Origin of the sequence: Chryseobacterium sp. SC28 (genome assembly GCF_003932955.1) — a bacterium.
Taxonomy (GTDB): domain Bacteria; phylum Bacteroidota; class Bacteroidia; order Flavobacteriales; family Weeksellaceae; genus Epilithonimonas.
This window is the reverse complement of sequence record NZ_QOVY01000005.1, coordinates 1-20,870: the sequence shown is the minus strand read 5'-3', so window position 1 is coordinate 20,870 and position 20,870 is coordinate 1. Positions and strand designations below refer to the sequence as shown.

22 protein-coding genes and 1 pseudogene are annotated in these 20,870 nt (G+C 37.9%); 16 read left to right on the top strand and 7 right to left on the bottom strand.

Annotated features, from left to right (window positions below; genetic code table 11):
• Positions 1 to 6 precede the first annotated feature (6 nt).
• The 5 genes from DTW91_RS04420 to DTW91_RS04400 are packed head-to-tail and all read right to left on the bottom strand — an operon-like array spanning position 7 to position 2,340.
• On the bottom strand, positions 7 to 642 hold the full coding sequence (locus tag DTW91_RS04420) for a conjugal transfer protein TraD (protein ID WP_125202199.1): 636 nt from the start codon (positions 640 to 642) through the stop codon (positions 7 to 9).
• Positions 643 to 653: 11 nt separating this feature from the next.
• Positions 654 to 1,103 carry a DUF3408 domain-containing protein gene (locus DTW91_RS04415; RefSeq protein ID WP_031504351.1) on the bottom strand — a complete coding sequence of 150 codons (450 nt, stop codon included), beginning with the start codon at positions 1,101 to 1,103 and terminating at the stop codon, positions 654 to 656.
• Positions 1,104 to 1,107: 4 nt separating this feature from the next.
• Positions 1,108 to 1,875, bottom strand: coding sequence for a ParA family protein (locus tag DTW91_RS04410; protein WP_013632629.1), 768 nt, complete (start codon positions 1,873 to 1,875; stop codon positions 1,108 to 1,110).
• Positions 1,876 to 1,909: 34 nt separating this feature from the next.
• A complete protein-coding gene (locus DTW91_RS04405; protein ID WP_123842502.1) occupies positions 1,910 to 2,098 on the bottom strand; it encodes a hypothetical protein in 189 nt (62 codons plus the stop codon).
• Positions 2,098 to 2,340, bottom strand: coding sequence for a hypothetical protein (locus DTW91_RS04400; RefSeq protein ID WP_125202198.1), 243 nt, complete (start codon positions 2,338 to 2,340; stop codon positions 2,098 to 2,100). The genes DTW91_RS04405 and DTW91_RS04400 overlap by 1 nt, the downstream gene beginning before the upstream one ends.
• A 299-nt stretch (positions 2,341 to 2,639) precedes the next feature.
• Here DTW91_RS04400 and mobA point away from each other — a divergent pair, with 299 nt between their 5' ends.
• From mobA to DTW91_RS04355, 9 genes are all read left to right on the top strand, one after another.
• Positions 2,640 to 3,071 (top strand): conjugal transfer protein MobA, encoded by a 432-nt coding sequence (mobA, locus tag DTW91_RS04395; RefSeq protein ID WP_125202197.1) that lies wholly within the window; start codon positions 2,640 to 2,642, stop codon positions 3,069 to 3,071.
• An 8-nt stretch (positions 3,072 to 3,079) separates the two neighbouring features.
• Positions 3,080 to 4,363: a conjugal transfer protein MobB gene (gene mobB / locus DTW91_RS04390; protein WP_125202196.1), complete on the top strand. Its 1,284-nt coding sequence runs from the start codon at positions 3,080 to 3,082 to the stop codon at positions 4,361 to 4,363.
• Between the two features lie 156 nt (positions 4,364 to 4,519).
• Positions 4,520 to 4,960: a DUF1801 domain-containing protein gene (locus DTW91_RS04385; RefSeq protein ID WP_125202195.1), complete on the top strand. Its 441-nt coding sequence runs from the start codon at positions 4,520 to 4,522 to the stop codon at positions 4,958 to 4,960.
• Between the two features lie 218 nt (positions 4,961 to 5,178).
• A complete protein-coding gene (gene mobC / locus DTW91_RS04380) occupies positions 5,179 to 7,179 on the top strand; it encodes a conjugal transfer protein MobC (RefSeq protein ID WP_125202194.1) in 2,001 nt (666 codons plus the stop codon).
• Positions 7,180 to 7,328: 149 nt separating this feature from the next.
• A complete protein-coding gene (locus tag DTW91_RS04375; protein WP_024566613.1) occupies positions 7,329 to 7,706 on the top strand; it encodes an ArsR/SmtB family transcription factor in 378 nt (125 codons plus the stop codon).
• Entirely contained in the window at positions 7,700 to 8,302 is a 603-nt protein-coding gene (gene merTP, locus DTW91_RS04370) for a mercuric transport protein MerTP (RefSeq protein ID WP_125202193.1), read from the top strand. The genes DTW91_RS04375 and merTP overlap by 7 nt, the downstream gene beginning before the upstream one ends.
• Complete coding sequence (locus DTW91_RS12825; RefSeq protein ID WP_125202192.1) at positions 8,302 to 8,511, top strand: GDCCVxC domain-containing (seleno)protein; 210 nt, start codon at positions 8,302 to 8,304, stop codon at positions 8,509 to 8,511. The genes merTP and DTW91_RS12825 overlap by 1 nt, the downstream gene beginning before the upstream one ends.
• A 69-nt stretch (positions 8,512 to 8,580) precedes the next feature.
• Positions 8,581 to 8,919: a hypothetical protein gene (locus DTW91_RS04360; RefSeq protein ID WP_024566615.1), complete on the top strand. Its 339-nt coding sequence runs from the start codon at positions 8,581 to 8,583 to the stop codon at positions 8,917 to 8,919.
• Between the two features lie 6 nt (positions 8,920 to 8,925).
• Complete coding sequence (locus DTW91_RS04355; RefSeq protein ID WP_125202191.1) at positions 8,926 to 9,336, top strand: Fur family transcriptional regulator; 411 nt, start codon at positions 8,926 to 8,928, stop codon at positions 9,334 to 9,336.
• Between the two features lie 485 nt (positions 9,337 to 9,821).
• On the opposite strand, the gene DTW91_RS04350 is transcribed toward DTW91_RS04355, so the two are convergent.
• Both DTW91_RS04350 and DTW91_RS04345 read right to left on the bottom strand, forming a co-directional pair.
• Positions 9,822 to 10,076, bottom strand: a complete 255-nt coding sequence (locus DTW91_RS04350; protein WP_125202190.1) for a hypothetical protein — start codon at positions 10,074 to 10,076, stop codon at positions 9,822 to 9,824.
• Positions 10,077 to 10,162: 86 nt separating this feature from the next.
• Entirely contained in the window at positions 10,163 to 10,432 is a 270-nt protein-coding gene (locus tag DTW91_RS04345; RefSeq protein ID WP_228412649.1) for a tyrosine-type recombinase/integrase, read from the bottom strand.
• Positions 10,433 to 10,634: 202 nt separating this feature from the next.
• Here DTW91_RS04345 and DTW91_RS04340 point away from each other — a divergent pair, with 202 nt between their 5' ends.
• The 7 genes and pseudogenes from DTW91_RS04340 to DTW91_RS04305 all read left to right on the top strand — a co-directional run bounded on the left by DTW91_RS04340 (position 10,635) and on the right by DTW91_RS04305 (position 20,787).
• The gene (locus tag DTW91_RS04340; RefSeq protein ID WP_125202189.1) at positions 10,635 to 11,531 is read left to right on the top strand and encodes a cation diffusion facilitator family transporter; all 897 of its coding nucleotides are present in this window, start codon (positions 10,635 to 10,637) and stop codon (positions 11,529 to 11,531) included.
• Positions 11,532 to 11,562: 31 nt separating this feature from the next.
• The gene (gene lpdA, locus DTW91_RS04335) at positions 11,563 to 12,963 is read left to right on the top strand and encodes a dihydrolipoyl dehydrogenase (RefSeq protein ID WP_125202188.1); all 1,401 of its coding nucleotides are present in this window, start codon (positions 11,563 to 11,565) and stop codon (positions 12,961 to 12,963) included.
• 414 nt (positions 12,964 to 13,377) lie between these two features.
• Positions 13,378 to 16,254: pseudogene (locus DTW91_RS04325) on the top strand (CusA/CzcA family heavy metal efflux RND transporter); the annotation flags it as partial.
• A 6-nt stretch (positions 16,255 to 16,260) separates the two neighbouring features.
• Entirely contained in the window at positions 16,261 to 17,538 is a 1,278-nt protein-coding gene (locus DTW91_RS04320) for an efflux RND transporter periplasmic adaptor subunit (protein ID WP_125202187.1), read from the top strand.
• A gap of 164 nt (positions 17,539 to 17,702) precedes the next feature.
• On the top strand, positions 17,703 to 18,149 hold the full coding sequence (locus DTW91_RS04315) for a methyltransferase family protein (protein ID WP_228412648.1): 447 nt from the start codon (positions 17,703 to 17,705) through the stop codon (positions 18,147 to 18,149).
• Complete coding sequence (locus DTW91_RS04310) at positions 18,149 to 20,275, top strand: heavy metal translocating P-type ATPase (RefSeq protein WP_125202186.1); 2,127 nt, start codon at positions 18,149 to 18,151, stop codon at positions 20,273 to 20,275. Before DTW91_RS04315 ends, DTW91_RS04310 begins: the two co-directional genes overlap by 1 nt.
• Before the next feature lie 335 nt (positions 20,276 to 20,610).
• The gene (locus DTW91_RS04305; protein WP_228412647.1) at positions 20,611 to 20,787 is read left to right on the top strand and encodes a hypothetical protein; all 177 of its coding nucleotides are present in this window, start codon (positions 20,611 to 20,613) and stop codon (positions 20,785 to 20,787) included.
• Positions 20,788 to 20,870: the final 83 nt, after the last annotated feature.

The following is a 20,870-nucleotide window of genomic DNA, read 5'->3' as shown; positions in this document are numbered from 1 at the left end:
GTTTGCTCACACAAACTCCCCAATGTCAAAATCACTCAAATCATTTTTCCGCAAGGTGGAAGAACCGTCGTCGCCTTCAGATGAAAGTGTGCTATCCAAAAGCTCGGTAATTTTTCGGGAAGCACCCTCAATGGAATTTTCCAGTAAGCTGAATAATTCGGTTCCCTGTAATTTCTGAACTATGGCTACCGCTGTTTCCTTTTGAGCCTGTTCCAAATTCTCTTTTTGGAGCAATGCCCCTACGGAGCTTAGTTCGTCGTAGGTAACCCCTTGGGCAAAACCGTTATCGCCACCGGATATTCCGTACCTGTTCCATTCTTCTTCCTCTTCCTCCAAATCAGGAATATTGCTGAAAACTTCGTCCAGTTCTTCCTGCGGAATTTGAATGCTGACGTTTTCGTTTTCGTCGTATTCAATGTCTAAATTATCAGGGTTTATCTCCGGTTCCGTTATTTGGCTTTCATTGGCAGTGTTTGGCAGGGAATGGCTTTTTACAGGCTTCGGCTGTCCCATAATATCGGGCAGGTTCGGGTTAACTTTTCCCTGTGTGGGCTTTTGCTGCGACCTTTTATGAATGACAATCTTATCCTGCAATAGCAGCACAATGACTATCAGCAGGCAAATCACAATTACTATTTCCATAATCAGATGCTTTAAAAAATGGGTTTAAACTTTTCGTTGAAATCATCGGTAATGGCTTTTTCAAACAGTTCAAAATGATGTTCCAGTATGTTGTCAAGATAGGCATACAGGGGTATGGCATCTTTACCAATGACCTGTACAATACGGGATAGCCGTTCGTGGTATTCCTGCCGGATATAAATACTTTTATCGCCCCGCTTCGTCATCGAGTGGGTTTTCAAAAAATGTTCGCCGTAGCTTCCGTCAAGATTTTTCTTTGTGCGGTTCCTTTCCCGCTGTGCAGGCTTGCTTTGTGGTAATTCTTCCTGCTGCACCTCGTCTTTTGCCGCTTCCTTTACCTGCTCTTCAGCAGGTTCGGGCGGTAGCTGTAAGCCGTCCTTTTTAACGCCGTCCACCATCAGGTTCATCATCATTTCCTCGTTAATGTCCGGCGTGACTTTTCTTTTATTATCTTTTTCCATAGCACTACGATTGAATGATGTTTAAAAATTCGCTGATGAACAGGTCTAACTGGCAGGCTTTCATCAAACGCTCATCGGGTGGCATTATCGTAGAACGGAAAACTGTTTTGCTGTCCACTTCACTTTCCTTGCGAAAACGGGTGCTGTTCTTGATTTGGCTTTGCATCAGGCTTAACCCCAGTTGCCCGATAAGCTGATTATACACGTCATATAAGGGCGTGCTTTCCCTGCCGTCCACCTGGTTCCAAAACAGGTTAATGCTTTGTATGGAAGTTTCGCCTTTTTTCATAATTACATCCTGTAAAAGCTGTGTGAAGATGAGCGTACTTTCCATTACCACACGGTCTGCCGTGATGGGCGTGAAAATGTGGTGCATACCTGCCAATGCTTTCAGAATTCCGGGCGTGTTCACGGTTCCGGGCAGGTCGAAGAACAGCACATCAAGCGGAACAGGGGAAGTGTTTACAAATTCGTGCGCCGCATCGAGTACGCTATCCGCTTTGTGCTGCATAATGGGATAGGCTTTTTTATTGATGGTGGTAAACTGCTTATATGCCAGTTTTTTCAACGCCTCATTTTCCATTACCATTGCCAAATCACGGGTTTTCATTTTCATCAGGCTGTGCTGCGGAAAATCCGCATCAAAAACGGCTACGTTGTAGCCCAACCGATAGTGCATCGTACTGGCGACAAGCGTGGTAAATGTGCTTTTGCCAACACCGCCTTTTTGAGAAGAAAAAGCGACAAACAGAGGTTTCTTTCTTGTGTCCATATTTTTAAAATTTAAAGTTTACATCTTACTGTTTTCAGTCTTGCAGGCTTTCAGCCGTGCAGTCCTGATTTCGTGCTGTCTTTCTTGCAGGATAGCTATCAGGCTTGCCTGCGGGAATTGCTGATTGCCTGCTTTCCTGCTGTACAGCAGCAATGCTTTCATTCAGGCATCCTATCAGGCGTGATTGCGTTCTTGCATTCGTTCCGTCCGTCATTCTATCCATCACGCAGGCTTGATTGTCTGATAGCAGGCTGTCACGCTTTCCGTCATTCCTGCGCTCTTGGTTTCTTGCATTCCTGCAATCTTGCAGGCAGGATAACCTGCCATCTTGAATGTATGCCGTCTGCTCGTCCTGAAGCACGGGCTGCCTGCCTGCCTGTCAACATTCAGGGGCAAAGAACTCATCAAATTCAATCGGTTGTATAGCGGTGGCAGTGTTTGGCGTTCAGAGGCAGCATTTGGCACTGTGTCACAGTGCAACGCTATCGTAAACAGGGCTTTACTTTGTATTGTGATTTTTATTAACGGATTTATGCAAAAGTCTTTTGACATATCAGGGGGTAACGGGAACGGCAACGAGCCGTTTTTCCCTGTTACATTCAATCCGTCCCGCAGGGCGGATTTTTGTGTTCACCGGAACACGGCAAGTTGTGTTTTGAGCATCTCGGAATGATTTCCGATGCTCAAAACAACTTGCCCTTTGCAGGGGGCAGAAAACACCTTCCAAAGTCAGGGTTTTGTATGGATTTTAAAATGGATTAGTGATGAACGATAACAACAAAAAGCAATTGAAAAAGACCGGACGTCGCCCCAAAGAAGACCCGGCGACCATCCGCTATACGATTTCCTTTAACGAGCAGGAACACGCCCATTTTCTTGCCCTGTTTGATAAATCAGGTATGCAGGTAAAGGCTCATTTCATAACGTCCTGCATCTTTGACAAGACCATAAAAACCATTCAGATTGACAAGGGAACGGTTGATTTTTATATGCGGCTGACCTCTTTTCACAGCCAGTTCCGCTCCATAGGTGTAAACTATAACCAGATTGTAAAGCTGTTGTACAAGAATTTTTCGGAGAAAAAAGCCGCAGCGTTCCTGTACAAATTGGAAAAACAAACGGCTGAAATGGCGATGCTATGCCAAAAAATTATCCAAATAAGCGAGGAATTTGAAGCCAAATACCTGAAAAAATAGCGGTAGAAATGATAGCAAAAATTGGAAGAAGCGCAAATTTATACGGTGCATTGGCGTACAATCAGCTTAAAGTAGAGAATGAAAACGGGCAGATTTTGTTTGCCAATAAGATGATTGAAACGGCAAGCGGTCATTATTCCGTGGCACAATTAGCACAATCTTTTGCACCTTACCTGATTGCCAACCGCAATACCGAGAAACACACGTTGCATATTTCGCTCAATCCCGACCCGAAAGATAAGGTTAGCGATGACAGGTTTCGGCAAATGGCGGAAGAATATATGCGGGAAATGGGCTACGGCGAACAGCCTTTTGTGGTATTCAAACATACCGATATCGACCGCAGCCATATACACATTGTATCGGTTTGCGTGGACGAGCAGGGCAAAAAGATTTCGGACAAATTCGAGAAAATGCGGTCTATGAATGTGTGCCGTGAACTGGAAAGACAACACGGCTTGATACCCGCAACCGATAAAGAACACAAGCAGAACGACAAGATTTTCCGTCCGGTAGATTATCGGGCAGGCGATGTGAAAAGCCAAATCGCTTCGGTTGTCCGCCACCTACCGAATTATTATAAGTTTCAGACTTTGGGCGAATACAATGCCTTGCTTTCCCTGTTTAATGTTACCACCGAAAAAGTGGAGGGCGAATTGCAGGGAAAAATGCGGCAAGGCTTATTATATATTCCGCTAAATGAAAAAAGCGAAAGAGCAGTGCATCCGTTCAAGGCTTCGTTGTTTGGTAAAAATGCAGGGCTTCCGGCTTTGGAACTGCATTTTGCGAAATGCAAAACGGATTTGAAAGGCCACCCAAGCAAGCAAACCCTAAAGGCTGCCGCTACCATTGCCCTAAAAACGACGAGCGATGAACAGGCTTTTAAACAGCAATTAGCTGAACAGGGCATTAATGTAGTGGTGCGCCGGAATGATACAGGTCGCATTTACGGAATGACTTTTATAGACCATAATTCTAAAGCGGTTTGGAACGGTTCACTATTGGGAAAAGAACTTTCTGCCAATACCTTTAATGATTATTGGAACAATAACATCAAACCGGATATTAAAGAACCTGCCGTTTTACAACCCAAACTATCCACATCAAATGATGCGGATCTTCCTGCTGAAGAACCACATCATTTGTTCGAGTTTCTGAGTTTTCCTGAAAAACACGAGGACGGACTGATTGAAACGTTTGGCGGCTTATTGCCAAAAGCACAGGGTGAAGATTACGAGGAACAGGACTTTGCCAACAAGATGAAGAAACGCAAACACAGAAGAAATCAATAGTTTTTCTGTGAGCCTTACAGAAACGAAATGACAATCATTAAGGCAGGAATGCGCGTTTATCAAAGGGGGCAAATTTTTAAAATTGAATATTTAAAGAGAAATTTATAAAAAGGTTTTTTTATAAATTTGTTGCAGATAAAATATTTACAAATAAATATGGCTGCAAAAAATAAAACAACTTATACAGAAGTTAGTGTTGCTGATTTTATCAATTCCTTCGTTGATAAAGACCAAAAGAAACATGACAGTTTTCGACTTATTGAATTAATGCGAGAATGGTCCGGTTTTGAACCCAGAATGTGGGGACCAACCATTATAGGTTTTGGAAACTATCATTATAAGTATGCCAGTGGACACGAGGGAGATGCTCCCATAATTAGTTTTTCACCTCGCAAAGCCGAATTCTCTCTGTATGTTTACACACCAAGTGATGAAAATGCGAAGCTTCTTGAAAGATTGGGAAAATACAAAATGAGTAAGGCTTGTATATATTTTAAAAAATTAGAAGATATTGATCTTGGTATATTGGAAAAACTTAGCAAATCGACTATTCAATATATAAATGAAAATCACGAATGTGGTGTGTGTAAAGCATAAAAAATTGAGGCTTATAGCAAAGTAATTTATGCCTCATAAAAAATCTGTTGCGAGACTTGGTCTTTAACTCGCTTTTACAATAAAATGTAGCAAAACCGCTACTTTTTCATTTTATACTAATTGGCTAAATACTGCCATAGAATGCCACTGGCTGCCACATTCTTATACTCACTCCATAGAGCCTTTAAATTCACGTCCGAACATTAAAACTTAAAATAATGCAGGGAGAAGACGATTTAAGAGGGCTTGCTAAGATCATGGCTTTTATGAGAGCAGTCAGTATTCTTTTGGTGCTGATGCACCTTTATTGGTTCTGCTATGGGTTCTTTTTAGAACGTGGTTGGACATTGGAAGTCATCAACAAAATACTGGGCAATTTCGACCAGACGGCAGGTTTGTTCTCACATACCTTATATACAAAAGTCTTTGCTTTGGTTTTGTTGGCTTTGAGTTGTTTAGGGACAAAAGGCGTAAAGAATGAGAAGATAACCTGGACTAAAATTTACGTGGCTTTGGGTGTTGGCTTTGTGCTGTTCTTCCTGAACACACCGTTGCTAAAGCTATCTCCGGCAACAGGCACATTCTTATATATCCTTACTATCTCGTTAGGTTATATCGCCTTGCTGATGGCAGGCGTATGGATGAGCCGATTGCTTCGTACTAATTTAATGGACGATGTTTTCAATAACGAGAACGAGAGCTTCCAACAGGAAACCAAGCTGATGGAAAACGAGTATTCCGTCAATCTGCCCACCAAATTTTACTACAAAGGCAAATGGAACAACGGTTGGATAAACATTGTCAATCCTTTCAGGGCATCAATCGTGTTGGGTACTCCGGGTTCAGGTAAATCTTATGCCATCGTAAATAATTACATCAAGCAGCAAATAGAGAAAGGCTTTAGTATGTACATCTACGATTTCAAATTCGATGACCTTTCGACTATCGCCTATAACCATTTACTGAAGCATCGGGATAAGTACAGAGTTCAGCCTAAATTTTACGTGATAAATTTCGACGACCCACGCAAGAGCCACCGTTGCAATCCACTCAATCCTGATTTTATGACGGACATTTCAGATGCCTACGAAGCGGCATATACCATAATGCTAAACCTCAACCGAAGCTGGATACAGAAGCAGGGCGATTTTTTCGTGGAAAGCCCAATTATCTTATTGGCTGCCATTATTTGGTATCTGAAAATCTACGATAATGGTAAGTATTGTACGTTCCCACACGCTATAGAATTACTGAATAAAAAGTATTCGGACGTATTCACGATTTTAACCTCATACCCTGATTTGGAGAACTACCTATCGCCTTTTATGGATGCGTGGCAAGGTGGAGCGCAAGACCAGTTACAAGGACAAATCGCATCGGCAAAAATTCCATTATCAAGAATGATTAGCCCGCAATTGTACTGGGTGATGACAGGCGATGATTTTACGCTTGACATCAACAACCCGAAAGAACCTAAAATTTTGTGCGTAGGTAATAATCCCGACCGTCAAAATATTTATTCGGCAGCTTTAGGCTTGTATAATTCGAGGATTGTAAAGCTGATTAATAAAAAAGGACAGCTAAAGAGTTCCGTTATCATAGATGAGTTGCCCACAATTTATTTCAGGGGACTGGACAATCTTATCGCAACGGCGAGAAGTAATAAGGTAGCGGTATGTTTGGGCTTTCAGGATTTTTCGCAATTAACAAGGGATTACGGCGACAAGGAAAGCAAGGTAATACAGAATACTGTCGGTAATATATTCAGTGGTCAGGTGGTTGGCGAAACAGCAAAAAGCCTTTCGGAACGTTTCGGTAAAGTATTACAGAAACGCCAAAGTATGACCATTAACCGCAATGATAAATCTACCTCTATTTCGACACAGTTAGACAGCCTTATTCCGGCTTCCAAAATCTCAACACTTACACAAGGTTTGTTTGTTGGTTCTGTATCAGATAACTTTGATGAACGTATCGAGCAGAAGATATTTCACGCCGAAATTGTAGTGGACAATGAAAAGGTAGCGGCAGAAAGCAAAGCCTATCAGCAAATACCGCAAATCTTATCTTTTGTAAATGAGCAGGGCGAGGATAAGATGAAGCAGGAAATAGAAAACAATTACAAGCAGATAAAATCAGACATTCTGAATATTGTTGTTAGTGAAATGGAGCGTATCAAGAATGACCCTAACTTACAGCATTTGGTGCAGAAAGAATGATTATACTAAATATTTTTGTGATTTTTCTATTAATATATTGTTAGAAGAATTAAAAGTAACAGCACCATTACGTCAACATATAAAATGCCAAATTTTAATACTCATAATTTAGCATTTGCTTAAATAAACAAATTAGTTACATTTGCATTATGGATAATACTTCTTGTACACGACAACAGGCAGACATTAAACAAATCAATCGCTGTAAAGAAAGAGTTTCGGAACTCCACAGTTCGTTTGACTATTTGTCGAACGCACTTGAATTGACTGGAAACAATGTAAGACTGAAAATTCTGTTTCTTCTTTATGAAGAAAAACGACTTTGTGTTTGTGATGTGAGTGAAATTCTTGGAATGACAATTTCAGCGATTTCTCAGCACTTGAGAAAACTTAAAGACCGAAAGCTTATTGAAACCGAAAGAGAGGCGCAAACCATTTTTTACTCATTGACAAAAGAGTATGAGAAAATGTTGGACCCATTTTTTAAAATACTTGACGATAAAAAAAATTTAGAAACAATATGGTAACGGACGGAAAACTAATTGGGACTGGACTTTTGACAGCAATAGCAGCTTCATTGTGTTGTATTACACCAGTGTTGGCTCTAATAGCAGGAACAAGCGGACTTGCTTCAACTTTTTCTTGGCTCGAACCTTTCCGACCATATTTTATCGGTTTAACAATTTTAGTGCTTGGTTTTGCTTGGTATCAAAAGTTGAAACCACAAAAGAAAATTGACTGTAAATGTGAAACAACTGAAAAACCAAATTTTATGCAAACAAAATCATTTTTAGGAATTATTACCATTATGACGGCTTTACTTTTATCATTTCCAATTTATGCCCACATCTTTTTTCCAAAGACTGAAAGTAAAGCAATTATTACCCAAACTTCAAAACTTCGAAAAGTTGAGTTTACAATTAAAGGAATGACTTGTTCAGGTTGTGAACACCACGTTAAAGCAGAGATTAGCAAACTAAAAGGAATTGTGGAAGTTGTGGTTTCTTATGAGAAAGGCAATGCCATTGTTAAGTTTGACAACAAACAAACAAGTATTATAGAAATTGAAAAAGCTATCAATTCGACAGGTTATAAATCACTAAAAAGTAAAATTATATCATAATGGAAATTAAATTACAATCAATTATAACTTGCCCAAATTGCGGATACAAAAAAGAGGAAACAATGCCGACAGACGCTTGCCAATATTTTTACGAATGTGAAAAATGCAAACAAGTTCTAAAACCAAAACAAGGCGACTGCTGTGTTTATTGTAGCTACGGAAGTGTTGCTTGTCCACCAATTCAGCAGGACAAAAAATGTTGCTATTAGAAACCAATTAAGAGAAAAAAATGTTCAGTTTTTTCAAAAAATATTTTCAAAAATTTAAGAAGAATACTTATGCTATCAACAGAAAAAACATTATCAGAAGTAATTGAAGTACTAAGACAAAGGGGTTATACGGAAGACTTTAATCTATTGGAAGAAAACATTTCGTACAAAATAGACGGAGAGAAAGTTAATTTAAGGGACATTGTTATTGATAAAATTTATCGTTTTACTGGGCTTAATGACTTGGAAGATGAGGCTATCTTATATGCGATGAGAAACCAAAAAGATGGAGCAAAAGGTGTTTTCGTAAATGGTTATGGTACATACTCTGACAGTGCAGCAAACAGCATCATTGAGCAAATATCAGTTGACGAGGACGATAATGATGATTGGACGATAGAAAATTAAATCACAATGACTGAATTAGAAAAAATTTTACAGCAAAAAGCTATAAAACCCACCGCTATGCGTTTGTTGGTGGTTGAAAAGTTATTGAAACAACAATATGCAGTAAGTCATAAAGAGCTGGCAGAACAGTTTGAAAAAGCAGATAATATTACTCTCTTCAGAATACTTAAAGTATTCCTGGAACACAAACTTGTCCATACCATTGATGATGGAAGCGGAGTGATTAAATACGCACTTTGCCAATCAGGATGCAATTGTAATTTATCAGAACTGCACACACATTTTTATTGTACCGACTGCAAACATACTTTTTGCCTTACTGAAACAGAAATTCCGAACATCGAAGTTCCTCAAAACTTTAAATTAGATGGAGCTAATTTAGTTCTTAAGGGGAAATGCGACAAATGTAACAAATAGATTTTTTCAACTTTGCAATTCTATTGCACAATCTATTTATTTATATTTGTAGCTGATGAAACTATTTATATTCATATTCAGTATATATTTTCTGGCATTATCCGTAATGCTGTGTACTGATGCGTGTGGTATGGATACCAGTAATACTTCAAAATCAGAGCTTTCTAATACAAGCAATGGTCAAACGAAAAAGGCGATTTATGCAGTCCTTTTTGTTCTTGTGCTACTTGTCATACCGTTGTGAATTTTACGTTTCAAACGTTCAAAATAAACGAGGCAAAGCCAAGTCTTAGCAAGATACAAAAATTCCCACTTCAAAATTTCAATTTCATGAATCGCTAAACAACCTTACCCCGGCTGATGTTTACTTTGGAAGATCCGAGCAGATCCTGAAAAAAAGACAGCAAATCAAAACCGATTCACTGAGAAAAAGAAGACAATTGTTTAATCAACAAAAATTACTAAGTTTATAACCCAAATCCTCCTTAAGAAATTAATGATATTTGTCCGAGTTTGTTTGAAGACATACATTTTAAATCCTGCGTAATATTAACTAACTTATATAAATTCATATAAGAAAAGATAATGATATTTCCTTTTTGAAACGAAAGGTTTTTTCCATTTATTTCCAAGGTAACCGAACCATTATATATAACTATAAATGCAAGGTTTTCTGGTCGAAATGACTGACCTATTTTAGTGCCTTCAGTTAAAATATTTTCGTCTAAAATTCTAAGCATAATTCAGAAGTGAAATAAAATTTATATGATTTATTAAAACGTAAAAATATAATAATATTTTTTTCAAGAGCCTACTACTCTATAAATTATTTAATAAAGTTAACCACCGCTTTATCCAATTCTTCACTTATAACCTTTGGATAAATCTGCGTGATGCCGATATCTGAATGATCCATTAATTTTGAAACATACTCTATCCGCATTCCATTATTTAAAGCATTGGTAGCGAAAGTATGACGGCTTAAATGAAACGATAAAGTAAATGGAAGCTCCATAGCTTTGCGTAATCTACGTAGTTTTTGACCGCATAAAATATTTTTCGCATTGATGATATGTGCTTCGGTATCTTTATTCATTTCGAACAATTCTTTTTCTTCTATAATTGGAGAGATAAAATCTGAAACTCTAAAAAGAAGAAAAAAGGAATATTACAAAAGAAAATTAATCGAAACCTAATTTTTTTCTTTTTAAAAGCAAAAAACTAAACTTTAAATTCTATATTTGAAACAGAAAACACTCTCTAAGAAATAGTACACTTTTTGCTGACGATTTACAATTATGAATGACAATACTATTAATACTGTTTCGGCATCCGGAAAACACAAGAAGAGCCTATTGATTGTTCTTTGTCTGAGTGGAAGTTATATGATTGCTGAAGTTATAGGCGGTTTTGCCACCAAAAGTCTGGCATTACTTGCCGATGCGGCACATATGATGACAGATGTTGTCGGTTTATTTCTGGCATACATGGCGATCAAAATCGGAGAGAAAAAAGCCAATTCCAAAAAGACCTTTGGTTACTACAGAACAGAGATTCTTGCTGCCGTTATTAACGCAGTGATCCTGCTGGGTATTTCAGTATATGTGTTATTTGAAGCATATCAAAGATTCAAAAATCCTCCAGAGGTTCAAAGTGGTGCCATGATGATTGTTGCAGGGATAGGATTGGTTGTAAATATTGTCGGAATTTTCATTATCAGGAAAGGTTCCGATGAGAGCCTTAATATGAAAGGTGCTTATTTTGAAGTTCTATCCGATGCTCTTACTTCAGTGGGAGTCATGATTGCGGGAATTATAATGCTTACAACTGGATGGTATTATGCTGATCCGCTCATTTCGGCGGCAATAGGCCTACTGATCTTTCCAAGAACATGGCGATTGCTAAAAGAAGCTGTTAATGTTTTACTGGAAGGAACACCGAAAGATGTGAATATTGAAGAACTCAGGAAGTCTCTGGAATCCGTTCAAGGCGTAAAAAAGTTACACGACCTTCATGTCTGGTCACTTACCTCCGGACTCAATGCAATGAGCTCACATGTCATAGCTGAACACAGTGAAGATCTCAATGTTTTGTTAAAAACACTTTCCGATAAAGCAACTACAGAATTTAAAATTTCACACACTACGTTCCAGATCGAGACAGAAGGTCATCAGGAAGGCGAAGTTCATCTATAAGTTTTTGTTAACCATTTTAAACAACAGAAGTATGGAAAATCAGTTCGATGTAATTATTATTGGTTCAGGACCTGGAGGTTATGTAGGAGCAATCCGTTGCGCTCAACTCGGTCTGAAAACTGCGATTGTAGAAAAATATGCCGTTTTGGGAGGTACCTGCCTTAATGTAGGCTGCATTCCTTCTAAAGCTATGCTCGACAGCACCGAGAGGTTTGCCGGTATTCAAAATGATATGAGTGAACACGGTATTTCAGCAGAAAATGTGACAATAGATTTTGATAAGATGGTACAACGTAAATCCCAGGTAGTTTCCAAAATAAACGGAGGTGTTAAGTTTCTGATGAAAAAAAATAAAGTGGAAGTTTTTCATGGTCTTGGTTCTTTTATTAATAAAAATACTGTGTTTGTCAAGAGAGAAGCAGATACTATTGAGCTATCAGCTAAGAATATTATCATTGCGACAGGATCAAAACCTGCGTCATTACCGGGTATTACAATTGACAAACAACGTATTATAACTTCAACGGAAGCTCTCTCTCTGAAAGAAATTCCTAAACATTTGATTATTGTAGGCGGTGGGGTTATCGGAATGGAGATGGGATCTATTTATGCAAGGCTCGGTGCCAGAATTACTGTTCTTGAATATATGGACAGACTCATTTACGGAATGGATGGAAAGATGGGTATTGAGCTGCAGAAGTCGCTAAAAAAGCAGGGCTTTGAGTTTTTGATGAAACATAAGGTCACAGAAGCTGTTCACACCCCCACCGGAATAATTGTGCGTGCTGAAAATAGTGAGGGCGAGCAGGTATTTATTGAAGGAGATTACTGTCTTATGGCAACAGGAAGAAAACCTTATATCGAAGGTTTGAATCTTGAAAATGCCGGAATTCAGCTATCAGCAACAGGACAGATTGTAACTGACAAAAATCTTGAGACCAATATTAAGGGAATCTACGCAATAGGTGATACTGTAAAGGGAGTTATGCTGGCACACAAAGCATCTGAAGAAGGTGTTTTTGTGGCTGAAACTATTGCAGGGCAGAAACCTCATATCAATTACAATCTTATTCCAAGTATTGTTTATACAAGTCCAGAAGTTGCAGGAGTGGGAAGTACAGAGGAAGAGTTAAAATCTTCCGGTAGGCTGTTCAGGGTAGGTGAATTTCCGTTCTCTGCATCAGGCAGAGCCATAGCCAGCAGCCATACCACAGGACTAGTAAAAGTTCTGACAGATGAAAAGACCGATGAAATTCTCGGAATCCACATTATAGGGGAGCGTGCATCGGATATTATAGGACAGGCTACAACCGCAATGGAATTCAGAGCTGCTTCTGAAGATATTGCAAGAATTTCACATGGACATCCCACGTATTATGAGTCTCTTCGTGAAGCTTGTCTGGCTGTTCATGGGATTGCTATTCACATTTAATTTTAAACAAATCTATTCTCGGCATGAAACCCAAAAGCTTTTTTAAAAGCACCTACACTGTAAATCGTCAGCAAAAAGTGTACTGATTTAGTTCAGAACTAAGATAGTGTTTTCATAATAAACAGAACAAAAAAAATAATTAAATTTGATTTATTATGACAGCCAAAAAACCCATCAGCAATCCTGAAAANTTTGCCAGCCTAAAATCGGTTTTTAAATGTCCGATGATAGGTTCTATTGCCGCTCTGGTTCTAAATTTTTTGCGCTTTGTCTGCTTTTGATAAGCAGTGTCTTTTTTTCTTGGAGTGCTTGGGATGGAGATTTTCACGCCCTTTATTTCTGATTTTCCTCTGCCACCTCTATCGTAAACGAGTTCTTTTTGGAGCTTTGATTTTATCCTTAACATACATACCAATGATGTGTGCTTTGTTCTTATCCAAAAAACCTACGTATAAAGAAACCTTTTCTGACAGAATGATGAATTGGTTACAAAAAAAATATCAGCCTTTGCTTGAAAAAGCGATTAGCATAAAGTATTGGTTCGTTGGTATCGCCATTGCCATATTTGCAATTAGTATTTTCTTGTTTAGCCGAATGGGAGGAGAATTTATACCCCAGCTACAAGAAGGAGAATATGCGTTTGAATTTAAAATGCCTATTGAAACCTCATTATCACAAAGTATAGAAACTTCGATGCTTGCTTCGAGAATTGCCAAACAATTTGATGAAGTAAAAATGGTGGTAGGTAGAACTGGAGCTGGTGAAGTACCTACTGACCCAATGCCTCCGAGTGCAACAGATTTAATAATTATTCTTAAGCCTGAAAGTGAATGGAAATCCGGAAGGACATACGATGAATTAGGCGATGAAATAGAAGAAAAAATAGCCGTAATACCTGGCGTCTTTGTAGAAAAAAGCCAGCCCATTCAAATGCGTTTTAACGAACTTATGACAGGGATAAAACAAGATGTTGCAATTAAGATTTTCGGAGAAAATTTAGATACACTAGCGTTAAATGCCGATAAGGTTAGCAAAGTTATACAAACAGTAAAAGGAGTTACAGTACCTCAGGTAGAACAGGTAAGCGGATTACCGCAAATCAATATTGAATATGACCGTACTCGTTTAGCCAATTACGGAGTAAATGTAGAAGATGTAAATAATGTTGTGAGTACTGCCTTTGCAGGAAAAAGTGCTGGTGTAGTTTTTGAGAATGAAAGGAGATTTGATTTGGTAGTTCGATTAGATAGTGTTTACAGAAGCAGTATTGAAGACGTAAACAATCTGATGATACCCACTTCAACAGGTAATCAAATACCATTATCACAAGTAGCAAATATTGATTATAAGTTAGGTCCGTCACAAATAAGCCGTGAAGCTGGAAAACGTAGAATTGTAATCGGATTCAACGTTGCAGATAGGGATGTACAAAGTGTGGTAGAAGAAATTCAACAAAAATTAAATACACAGGTAAAATTACCACCGGGGTACTATTTCACGTATGGCGGTCAATTTGAAAACTTGCAGGAAGCCAGTAACCGATTAATGATAGCCGTTCCTATTTCCTTGTTATTAATTTTTGTGTTGCTCTATTTCACGTTCCGTTCCTTTAAGCAAGCAGGTTTAATATTTACCGCAATTCCGATGAGCGCCATTGGTGGCGTATTGGCTTTAATGCTTCGTGGAATGCCTTTCAGCATCAGTGCAGGAATTGGTTTTATCGCCTTGTTTGGTGTAGCCGTTCTTAACGGAATTGTATTGATAGGCACTTTCAACCAATTGGAAAAAGAAGGAATAAAAGATGTTTTTAAACGAGTAATAGAAGGAACTAAAATCCGACTGCGACCAGTATTGATGACAGCAACTGTAGCCAGTTTAGGATTTTTACCAATGGCATTAAGCAGTAGTGCTGGTGCAGAAGTACAAAAGCCTTTAGCCACGGTAGTAATTGGCGGATTAGTTACAGCAACATTCCTTACCCTGTTTGTACTGCCATTACTCTATATCATTTTCAATTCAAAAATTAAATTAAAAAGAAAGCCACAAGTGAAACCCATTGTAACCATAATTGTATTGCTTTTATCAATGGTAGGCTTTACAGCAAATGCACAGACAAAAAGTTTAACTAACGTTGACGATGCGATAAATATTGCACTTCAAAATAATCAAACCTTAAAAGCTTCAGATTTAGAAATTGATGCCAGCAAAGCTTTGAAAAAAACAGCTAGAGAATTACCCAAACTTGATTTTAATGCACAGCTCGGTCAATACAACAGTACCAAATTCGACCAGTCTTTTCAGGTGTCACAAACCATTCCGTTTCCATCATTATTTGGAGCAAAAAAGGAGTTGATTAATGCTGAAATTAAAGGTAAAGAATTGCAAAAAAACCTTACTGTATTGGAGTTGAAAAATCAAGTGCGTACTTATTATTATCAAATTTTGTACCTACAACACAATGAAAAACAGTTACAGCAATTGGATAGTTTGTACAACGATTTTATTAAAATAGCCCAGGTTCGTTATAAAACTGGCGACACCAAAAAAGTGGACATCAGTACAGCGGAAGCTAAGAAAGGCGAAATCAATTTATTGTTAAAACAAAATGGAGTGTTCTTATCCAATGCTGTTGCCAATCTGAAAACATTGATGAACACAAAAGACGATTTTACCATTGTAGAAAACGGAATATTTCAGCCTCTACAAATCAGTAATTTGTTGGATAATGAAGCCGTAGCAAATCATCCTGCCATTCAATCTTTGTATCAGGATGCCATTATTGCCGAGCAAACAAAAAAAGTAGAACGTTCGCAAGGTTTACCAGATTTTACGATTGGCTACGTCAATCAGTCTTTAATTGGTTTTCAAAATGTAAACGGATCCGAACAATTTTTCAATGGTGGAAACCGATTTAGTTCTGTAAACATCGGCATTGCAATTCCCATTACTTACGGTGCTACCAAAGCCAGAATAAAATCTTTGGATTATAGAAAGCAAGCAGCCGAAGCCAATGCACAACAGCAACAGAGAACGTTGGCAACGCAAATGCAAAATGCTTTGTTGCAATACCAGCAGGATATGAAGCAGTTCAATTATTTTCAGCAAGAAGCTTTGCCTAATGCTAAAGAAATTGTTTCAGCAGCACAATTAGGTTACAAAACAGGCGACATCGGTTATGTAGAATATCTTTTTGCCTTGCAAACCGCAACCGATATTCAGTTGAATTACCTCAAAAGTATTCAGCAGGTCAACCAATCTGTAATCAATATTTATTCATTCATCAATCAATAAGTACAAATGAAATTCAATATAAAAAAAATCACGTTGATGACAGCCATAGCTGTTTTACTATTTGCTTTTTCTGCCTGTAAAAATGATAAGAAAGCAGAAGATAAATCTGCCGAAACCAAAACTGCAGGAAAAGAAGAAGCACCACACGAGGAAGAAACGCCAACCATTGCCACACTTACCGAAGAACAAATAAAAACGGTAGGCATACAATTAGGCACCATTGAACACAAGGAATTAACAGCAACCATCAAAGCAAACGGAAATCTGAAAGTTCCCAATAACAATAAAGCCAACGCCACTTCTTTGTATGGCGGTATGATAAGAACACTGAAAGTTCAAGTTGGAGATTATGTAAGAAAAGGTCAGGTTATTGCAACCATTGTCAATCCGCAGTTCATCCAATTGCAGGAAGAATATTTGAGTACAGCAAGCAGAATTACGTTTGCAGAACAGGAATTAGCAAGGCAAAAAGAACTGAATGAAGGCAATGCAGGTGCAAAGAAAAATCTGCAAAGTGCTACTGCCGAATTAAGCAGCTTAAGAACCCGAAGAGCTTCCTTACAACAGCAGATACAATTAATGGGCATCAATCCGGGTTCTGTATCAAACGGAAATATAAAATCTGCCTTGGTCGTAACCAGTCCGCTGAATGGTACGGTTAGCAACGTTTTTGCCAAAATTGGAAGTTATGTAGATGTTTCTTCGCCGGTTATCGAAATTGTAGATAACAGTTCATTGCATTTAGATTTACAGGTGTTTGAAAAAGATTTACCACAGGTAAAAGTTGGACAAACTATTCATTTTACTTTAACCAATAATCCTACTGCTGAGTATGATGCTACAGTTTTCAGCATTGGTTCATCCTTTGAAAACGAGAGCAAAACCATCGCCGTTCATTGTCGTGTAAATGGTAATAAAAGTGGTTTAATTGATGGAATGAGCATCACTGGTATTGTCAGTCTTAGCAATGTAACAACTCCAGCTGTACCCAATGATGCGATTGTAAATGCCGATGGTAAATACTACATTTTTGTACAAACCGATAAAAAAGCAGAAGAGCATCACGAAGAAGGCGAAGAAGAAGGAAGTCAAAAAGAGGGCGAAGAAAAAAAACATAAAAACAGTAAGAATTTTGAAAAAGTAGAAGTACTGAAAGGCGTGTCTGATATGGGTTATACCGCAGTAACTTTTGTAAACGAAATTCCTGCAAATGCAAAAATTGTAACAAAAGGAGCATTCTTTGTAAATGCAAAATTGAGCAATACTGGTGGTCACGAAGACTAAAAAAAGAAACAATGATTTGGCTAAAATTTTATTTGCCGGTGTATTTGGTGTTGTATATTATGGTAGCTTTTGTGCCACCATAATACCGAACCTACAAGCAAACTGGCATCAATCCCATAACTTTTGGCAAAACAGATATTGCACACGACTATATCGGTTTTGTGATGAAAGTATTGATAGCATTGCTTTTCGTTGCGGTATTCATCTATTCGTTCAGCGATAAAATGTATCAATATTTAGTACCGATTTCTAATTTAATGAAAGACGTGTTTTTAATCATTGCATTAATACTGATACACCTTTCATTACTATGGATTTCAGTAGCGCAATATCAAATGAGTAACAGTTGGCGTGTCGGTATTGATGAAAATAACAAAACCGAATTAATCACAAAAGGATTATTCTCTTACAGCCGGAACCCGATTTTTTTGGGAATGATAATCAGTGTTGCAGGAATATTTTTTATACTACCCAATACACTTACATTTTTCCTGATGCTTACTACCTATATCGTTATTCAAATTCAGATAAGACTGGAAGAAGAGTTTTTGGAAAAACAACACGGAGAACAATATTTAATTTATAAAAAAACAACTAAAAGACTACTCTAATGGAACACAAACATAAATACGATGCACAAGGCAAGCAAATTTGCTGTTCGCCGCAGGAAGCAAAAATAAATGAAAAAGCCGATGAAAAATTGGTGCAGCAGGAAGGTGCCAAAGCCTTACCCGTTATTGAAGAAAAAACAAGAGAGCGCCACTTCAAAGGCGATGGTCATTTTCACGGTACAAGGTTCAAAGAAGAATTAGACCACGACCACAGCAACGAACATTCAGACGATGATGGACACGACCATAGCCACGATGAAAATAAGTCCACCCTTCAAATGTTCTTGCCTGCAATCATTTCATTCGTGCTATTGATGATTGCTATTGCTTTTGATAATTGGCTACCGCAATCCTGGTTTACAGGTTGGGTAAGAGCTGTTTGGTATATAATAGCTTATGCACCAGTCGGATTTCCTGTAATAAAAGAAGCTTTTGAAAGTATTGGTAAAGGCGATGTTTTTTCAGAATTTTTATTGATGAGCATTGCCACCATCGGAGCTTTTGTCATTGGCGAATACCCTGAGGGTGTTGCTGTAATGTTGTTTTATGCCGTTGGCGAAGTATTCCAGACTTTGGCAGTAACAAGAGCTAAAACAAATATTAAAACGTTGCTCGATCAAAGACCAGATGAAGTAACTATTTTAGAAAATAATCAAGCTAAAACTGTAAAAGCAGCAACTGTAAGCATCGGCAATATCATTCAATTAAAACCCGGAGAGAAATTAGGATTAGATGGCGAATTATTATCCGAAACGGCAGCATTCAACACCGCTGCACTTACAGGAGAAAGCAAGCCGGATACCAAAACCAAAGGCGAAACTGTTTTAGCAGGAATGATAAATTTAAACACAGTTGCACAGGTAAAAGTAACCACGGCATATACCGATAGCAAGCTTTCAAAGATTTTGGAATTGGTTCAGAATGCTACTGCACAAAAAGCACCAACAGAGTTATTCATCCGCAAATTTGCAAAAATCTACACACCGATTGTTGTGTTGTTGGCAGTGCTAATTACTATAGTTCCTTATTTTTTTGTAGGCGATTACGTATTTAGTCAATGGTTGTACAGAGCGTTGGTGTTTTTGGTTATTTCTTGTCCTTGTGCTTTGGTTATCAGTATTCCTTTGGGTTATTTTGGTGGAATTGGTGCTGCTTCAAAAAATGGAATTTTGTTTAAAGGAAGCAACTTTTTAGATGCCATTGCCGAGATTAAAAACGTAGTGATGGACAAAACGGGTACAATGACCGAGGGCGTTTTCAAGGTACAAGAAGTGGTATTAAAATCTGAATTTAATAAAGATGAAATCCTGAAAATGGTCAACGCTTTAGAAAGCCAAAGTACACATCCGGTCGCGACCGCTATTCATCAATACGTAGGCGAAATTGATAACTCAATAAGGTTAGATAATACCGAAGAAATTGCAGGTCACGGTTTGAAAGCCAACGTAAACGGAAAAGAATTATTGGTAGGTAATTTCAAATTGATGGACAAGTTCAATATCAGTTATGATTTAGACCCAAGTACGATTGTTTACACTTTAATCGCCATTGCTTACGATGGAAAATTTGCAGGATATATTACCATTGCAGACAGCATCAAAGAAGATGCACAGCTAACCATAGACAAACTGAAAGCATTAGGCGTAAAAACCACAATGCTAAGCGGAGACAAAAGCACCGTAGTAAAATTTGTTGCCGATAAATTAGGAATTAATAATGCCTTTGGCGATTTATTACCTGAAGACAAAGTAAATAAAGTAAAAGAAATAAAAACCAAAAATGAAACAGTTGCCTTTGTCGGTGATGGCGTGAATGATGCACCCGTTGTGGCATTAAGTGATGTTGGTATTGCTATGGGCGGTTTAGGAAGCGATGCCACCATCGAAACGGCGGATGTAGTGATACAAGACGACAGACCGAGTAAAATACCTATGGCAATTAATATTGGAAAACAAACTAAAAAAATAGTTTGGCAAAACATAGCTTTAGCATTCGGAGTAAAAGCTATTGTACTAGTTTTAGGAGCTGGGGGCTTAGCGACTATGTGGGAAGCTGTTTTTGCCGATGTTGGGGTTGCCTTATTGGCTATACTAAACGCAGTAAGAATACAGCGGATGAAATTTTAAGATTAGAACATCCTAATGATGAATAAAACAGACAATTCGTAAGAAAGGCAAAAGTTATCAAATGTCAATTTGTCGAAGGAGAAGAAGAAGAAGAAAAGACCTTCGCTCTTTATGATACTTTTTGGGATATTTTTTAGCTCTGTGTCTTATTGCTTTGATATACATAAAATTAGACACTATTATATCTATCCCTATCACTAAAAATGGACTTATTAGTTCTGTATCGAGCAAAAACCAAAGTTCCAAAAGAGAAACCCGAAAATGCAAATTTCTTTCAAATATGACAGTATTTGGGCTTCTCTATTATTGTTTAAAAAATAGATTTAGGATAACGGATGGATAAATTTTATAACGAAACGCTGGCTAAGCTGGAAAACGAAATCAAAGAATTTGAGATTGAAGCAGACTGTTCGATAGAACGCATTGAAGCAGTTATACAACTTATTATCAAATGTTTATTCGACGTAAAAAAATATATTTTAAAACCTGTTGTGCATTTAGGAATTAAATAAAAAAAAGATTGTTCAATTGGATAAAAATCCGTATATTTAATTGATTATCAAATAATTAAATAAATGAACAATCTTACTCAAAA

What these genes read in the sequence shown, in the direction of transcription:
- DTW91_RS04415 (WP_031504351.1), bottom strand. Translation starts at nt 1,103, where the DNA reads ATGGAAAAAGATAATAAAAGAAAAGTCACGCCGGACATTAACGAGGAA.
- DTW91_RS04420 (WP_125202199.1), bottom strand. Translation starts at nt 642, where the DNA reads ATGGAAATAGTAATTGTGATTTGCCTGCTGATAGTCATTGTGCTGCTA.
- DTW91_RS04340 (WP_125202189.1), top strand. Translation starts at nt 10,635, where the DNA reads ATGAATGACAATACTATTAATACTGTTTCGGCATCCGGAAAACACAAG.
- merTP (WP_125202193.1), top strand. Translation starts at nt 7,700, where the DNA reads ATGGTAACGGACGGAAAACTAATTGGGACTGGACTTTTGACAGCAATA.
- mobA (WP_125202197.1), top strand. Translation starts at nt 2,640, where the DNA reads ATGAACGATAACAACAAAAAGCAATTGAAAAAGACCGGACGTCGCCCC.
- DTW91_RS04375 (WP_024566613.1), top strand. Translation starts at nt 7,329, where the DNA reads ATGGATAATACTTCTTGTACACGACAACAGGCAGACATTAAACAAATC.
- DTW91_RS04310 (WP_125202186.1), top strand. Translation starts at nt 18,149, where the DNA reads ATGGAACACAAACATAAATACGATGCACAAGGCAAGCAAATTTGCTGT.
- lpdA (WP_125202188.1), top strand. Translation starts at nt 11,563, where the DNA reads ATGGAAAATCAGTTCGATGTAATTATTATTGGTTCAGGACCTGGAGGT.
- DTW91_RS04305 (WP_228412647.1), top strand. Translation starts at nt 20,611, where the DNA reads ATGGATAAATTTTATAACGAAACGCTGGCTAAGCTGGAAAACGAAATC.
- DTW91_RS04345 (WP_228412649.1), bottom strand. Translation starts at nt 10,432, where the DNA reads ATGAATAAAGATACCGAAGCACATATCATCAATGCGAAAAATATTTTA.
- DTW91_RS04385 (WP_125202195.1), top strand. Translation starts at nt 4,520, where the DNA reads ATGGCTGCAAAAAATAAAACAACTTATACAGAAGTTAGTGTTGCTGAT.
- DTW91_RS04405 (WP_123842502.1), bottom strand. Translation starts at nt 2,098, where the DNA reads ATGGATAGAATGACGGACGGAACGAATGCAAGAACGCAATCACGCCTG.
- mobB (WP_125202196.1), top strand. Translation starts at nt 3,080, where the DNA reads ATGATAGCAAAAATTGGAAGAAGCGCAAATTTATACGGTGCATTGGCG.
- DTW91_RS04360 (WP_024566615.1), top strand. Translation starts at nt 8,581, where the DNA reads ATGCTATCAACAGAAAAAACATTATCAGAAGTAATTGAAGTACTAAGA.
- DTW91_RS12825 (WP_125202192.1), top strand. Translation starts at nt 8,302, where the DNA reads ATGGAAATTAAATTACAATCAATTATAACTTGCCCAAATTGCGGATAC.
- mobC (WP_125202194.1), top strand. Translation starts at nt 5,179, where the DNA reads ATGCAGGGAGAAGACGATTTAAGAGGGCTTGCTAAGATCATGGCTTTT.
- DTW91_RS04315 (WP_228412648.1), top strand. Translation starts at nt 17,703, where the DNA reads ATGAAAGTATTGATAGCATTGCTTTTCGTTGCGGTATTCATCTATTCG.
- DTW91_RS04355 (WP_125202191.1), top strand. Translation starts at nt 8,926, where the DNA reads ATGACTGAATTAGAAAAAATTTTACAGCAAAAAGCTATAAAACCCACC.
- DTW91_RS04350 (WP_125202190.1), bottom strand. Translation starts at nt 10,076, where the DNA reads ATGCTTAGAATTTTAGACGAAAATATTTTAACTGAAGGCACTAAAATA.
- DTW91_RS04320 (WP_125202187.1), top strand. Translation starts at nt 16,261, where the DNA reads ATGAAATTCAATATAAAAAAAATCACGTTGATGACAGCCATAGCTGTT.
- DTW91_RS04410 (WP_013632629.1), bottom strand. Translation starts at nt 1,875, where the DNA reads ATGGACACAAGAAAGAAACCTCTGTTTGTCGCTTTTTCTTCTCAAAAA.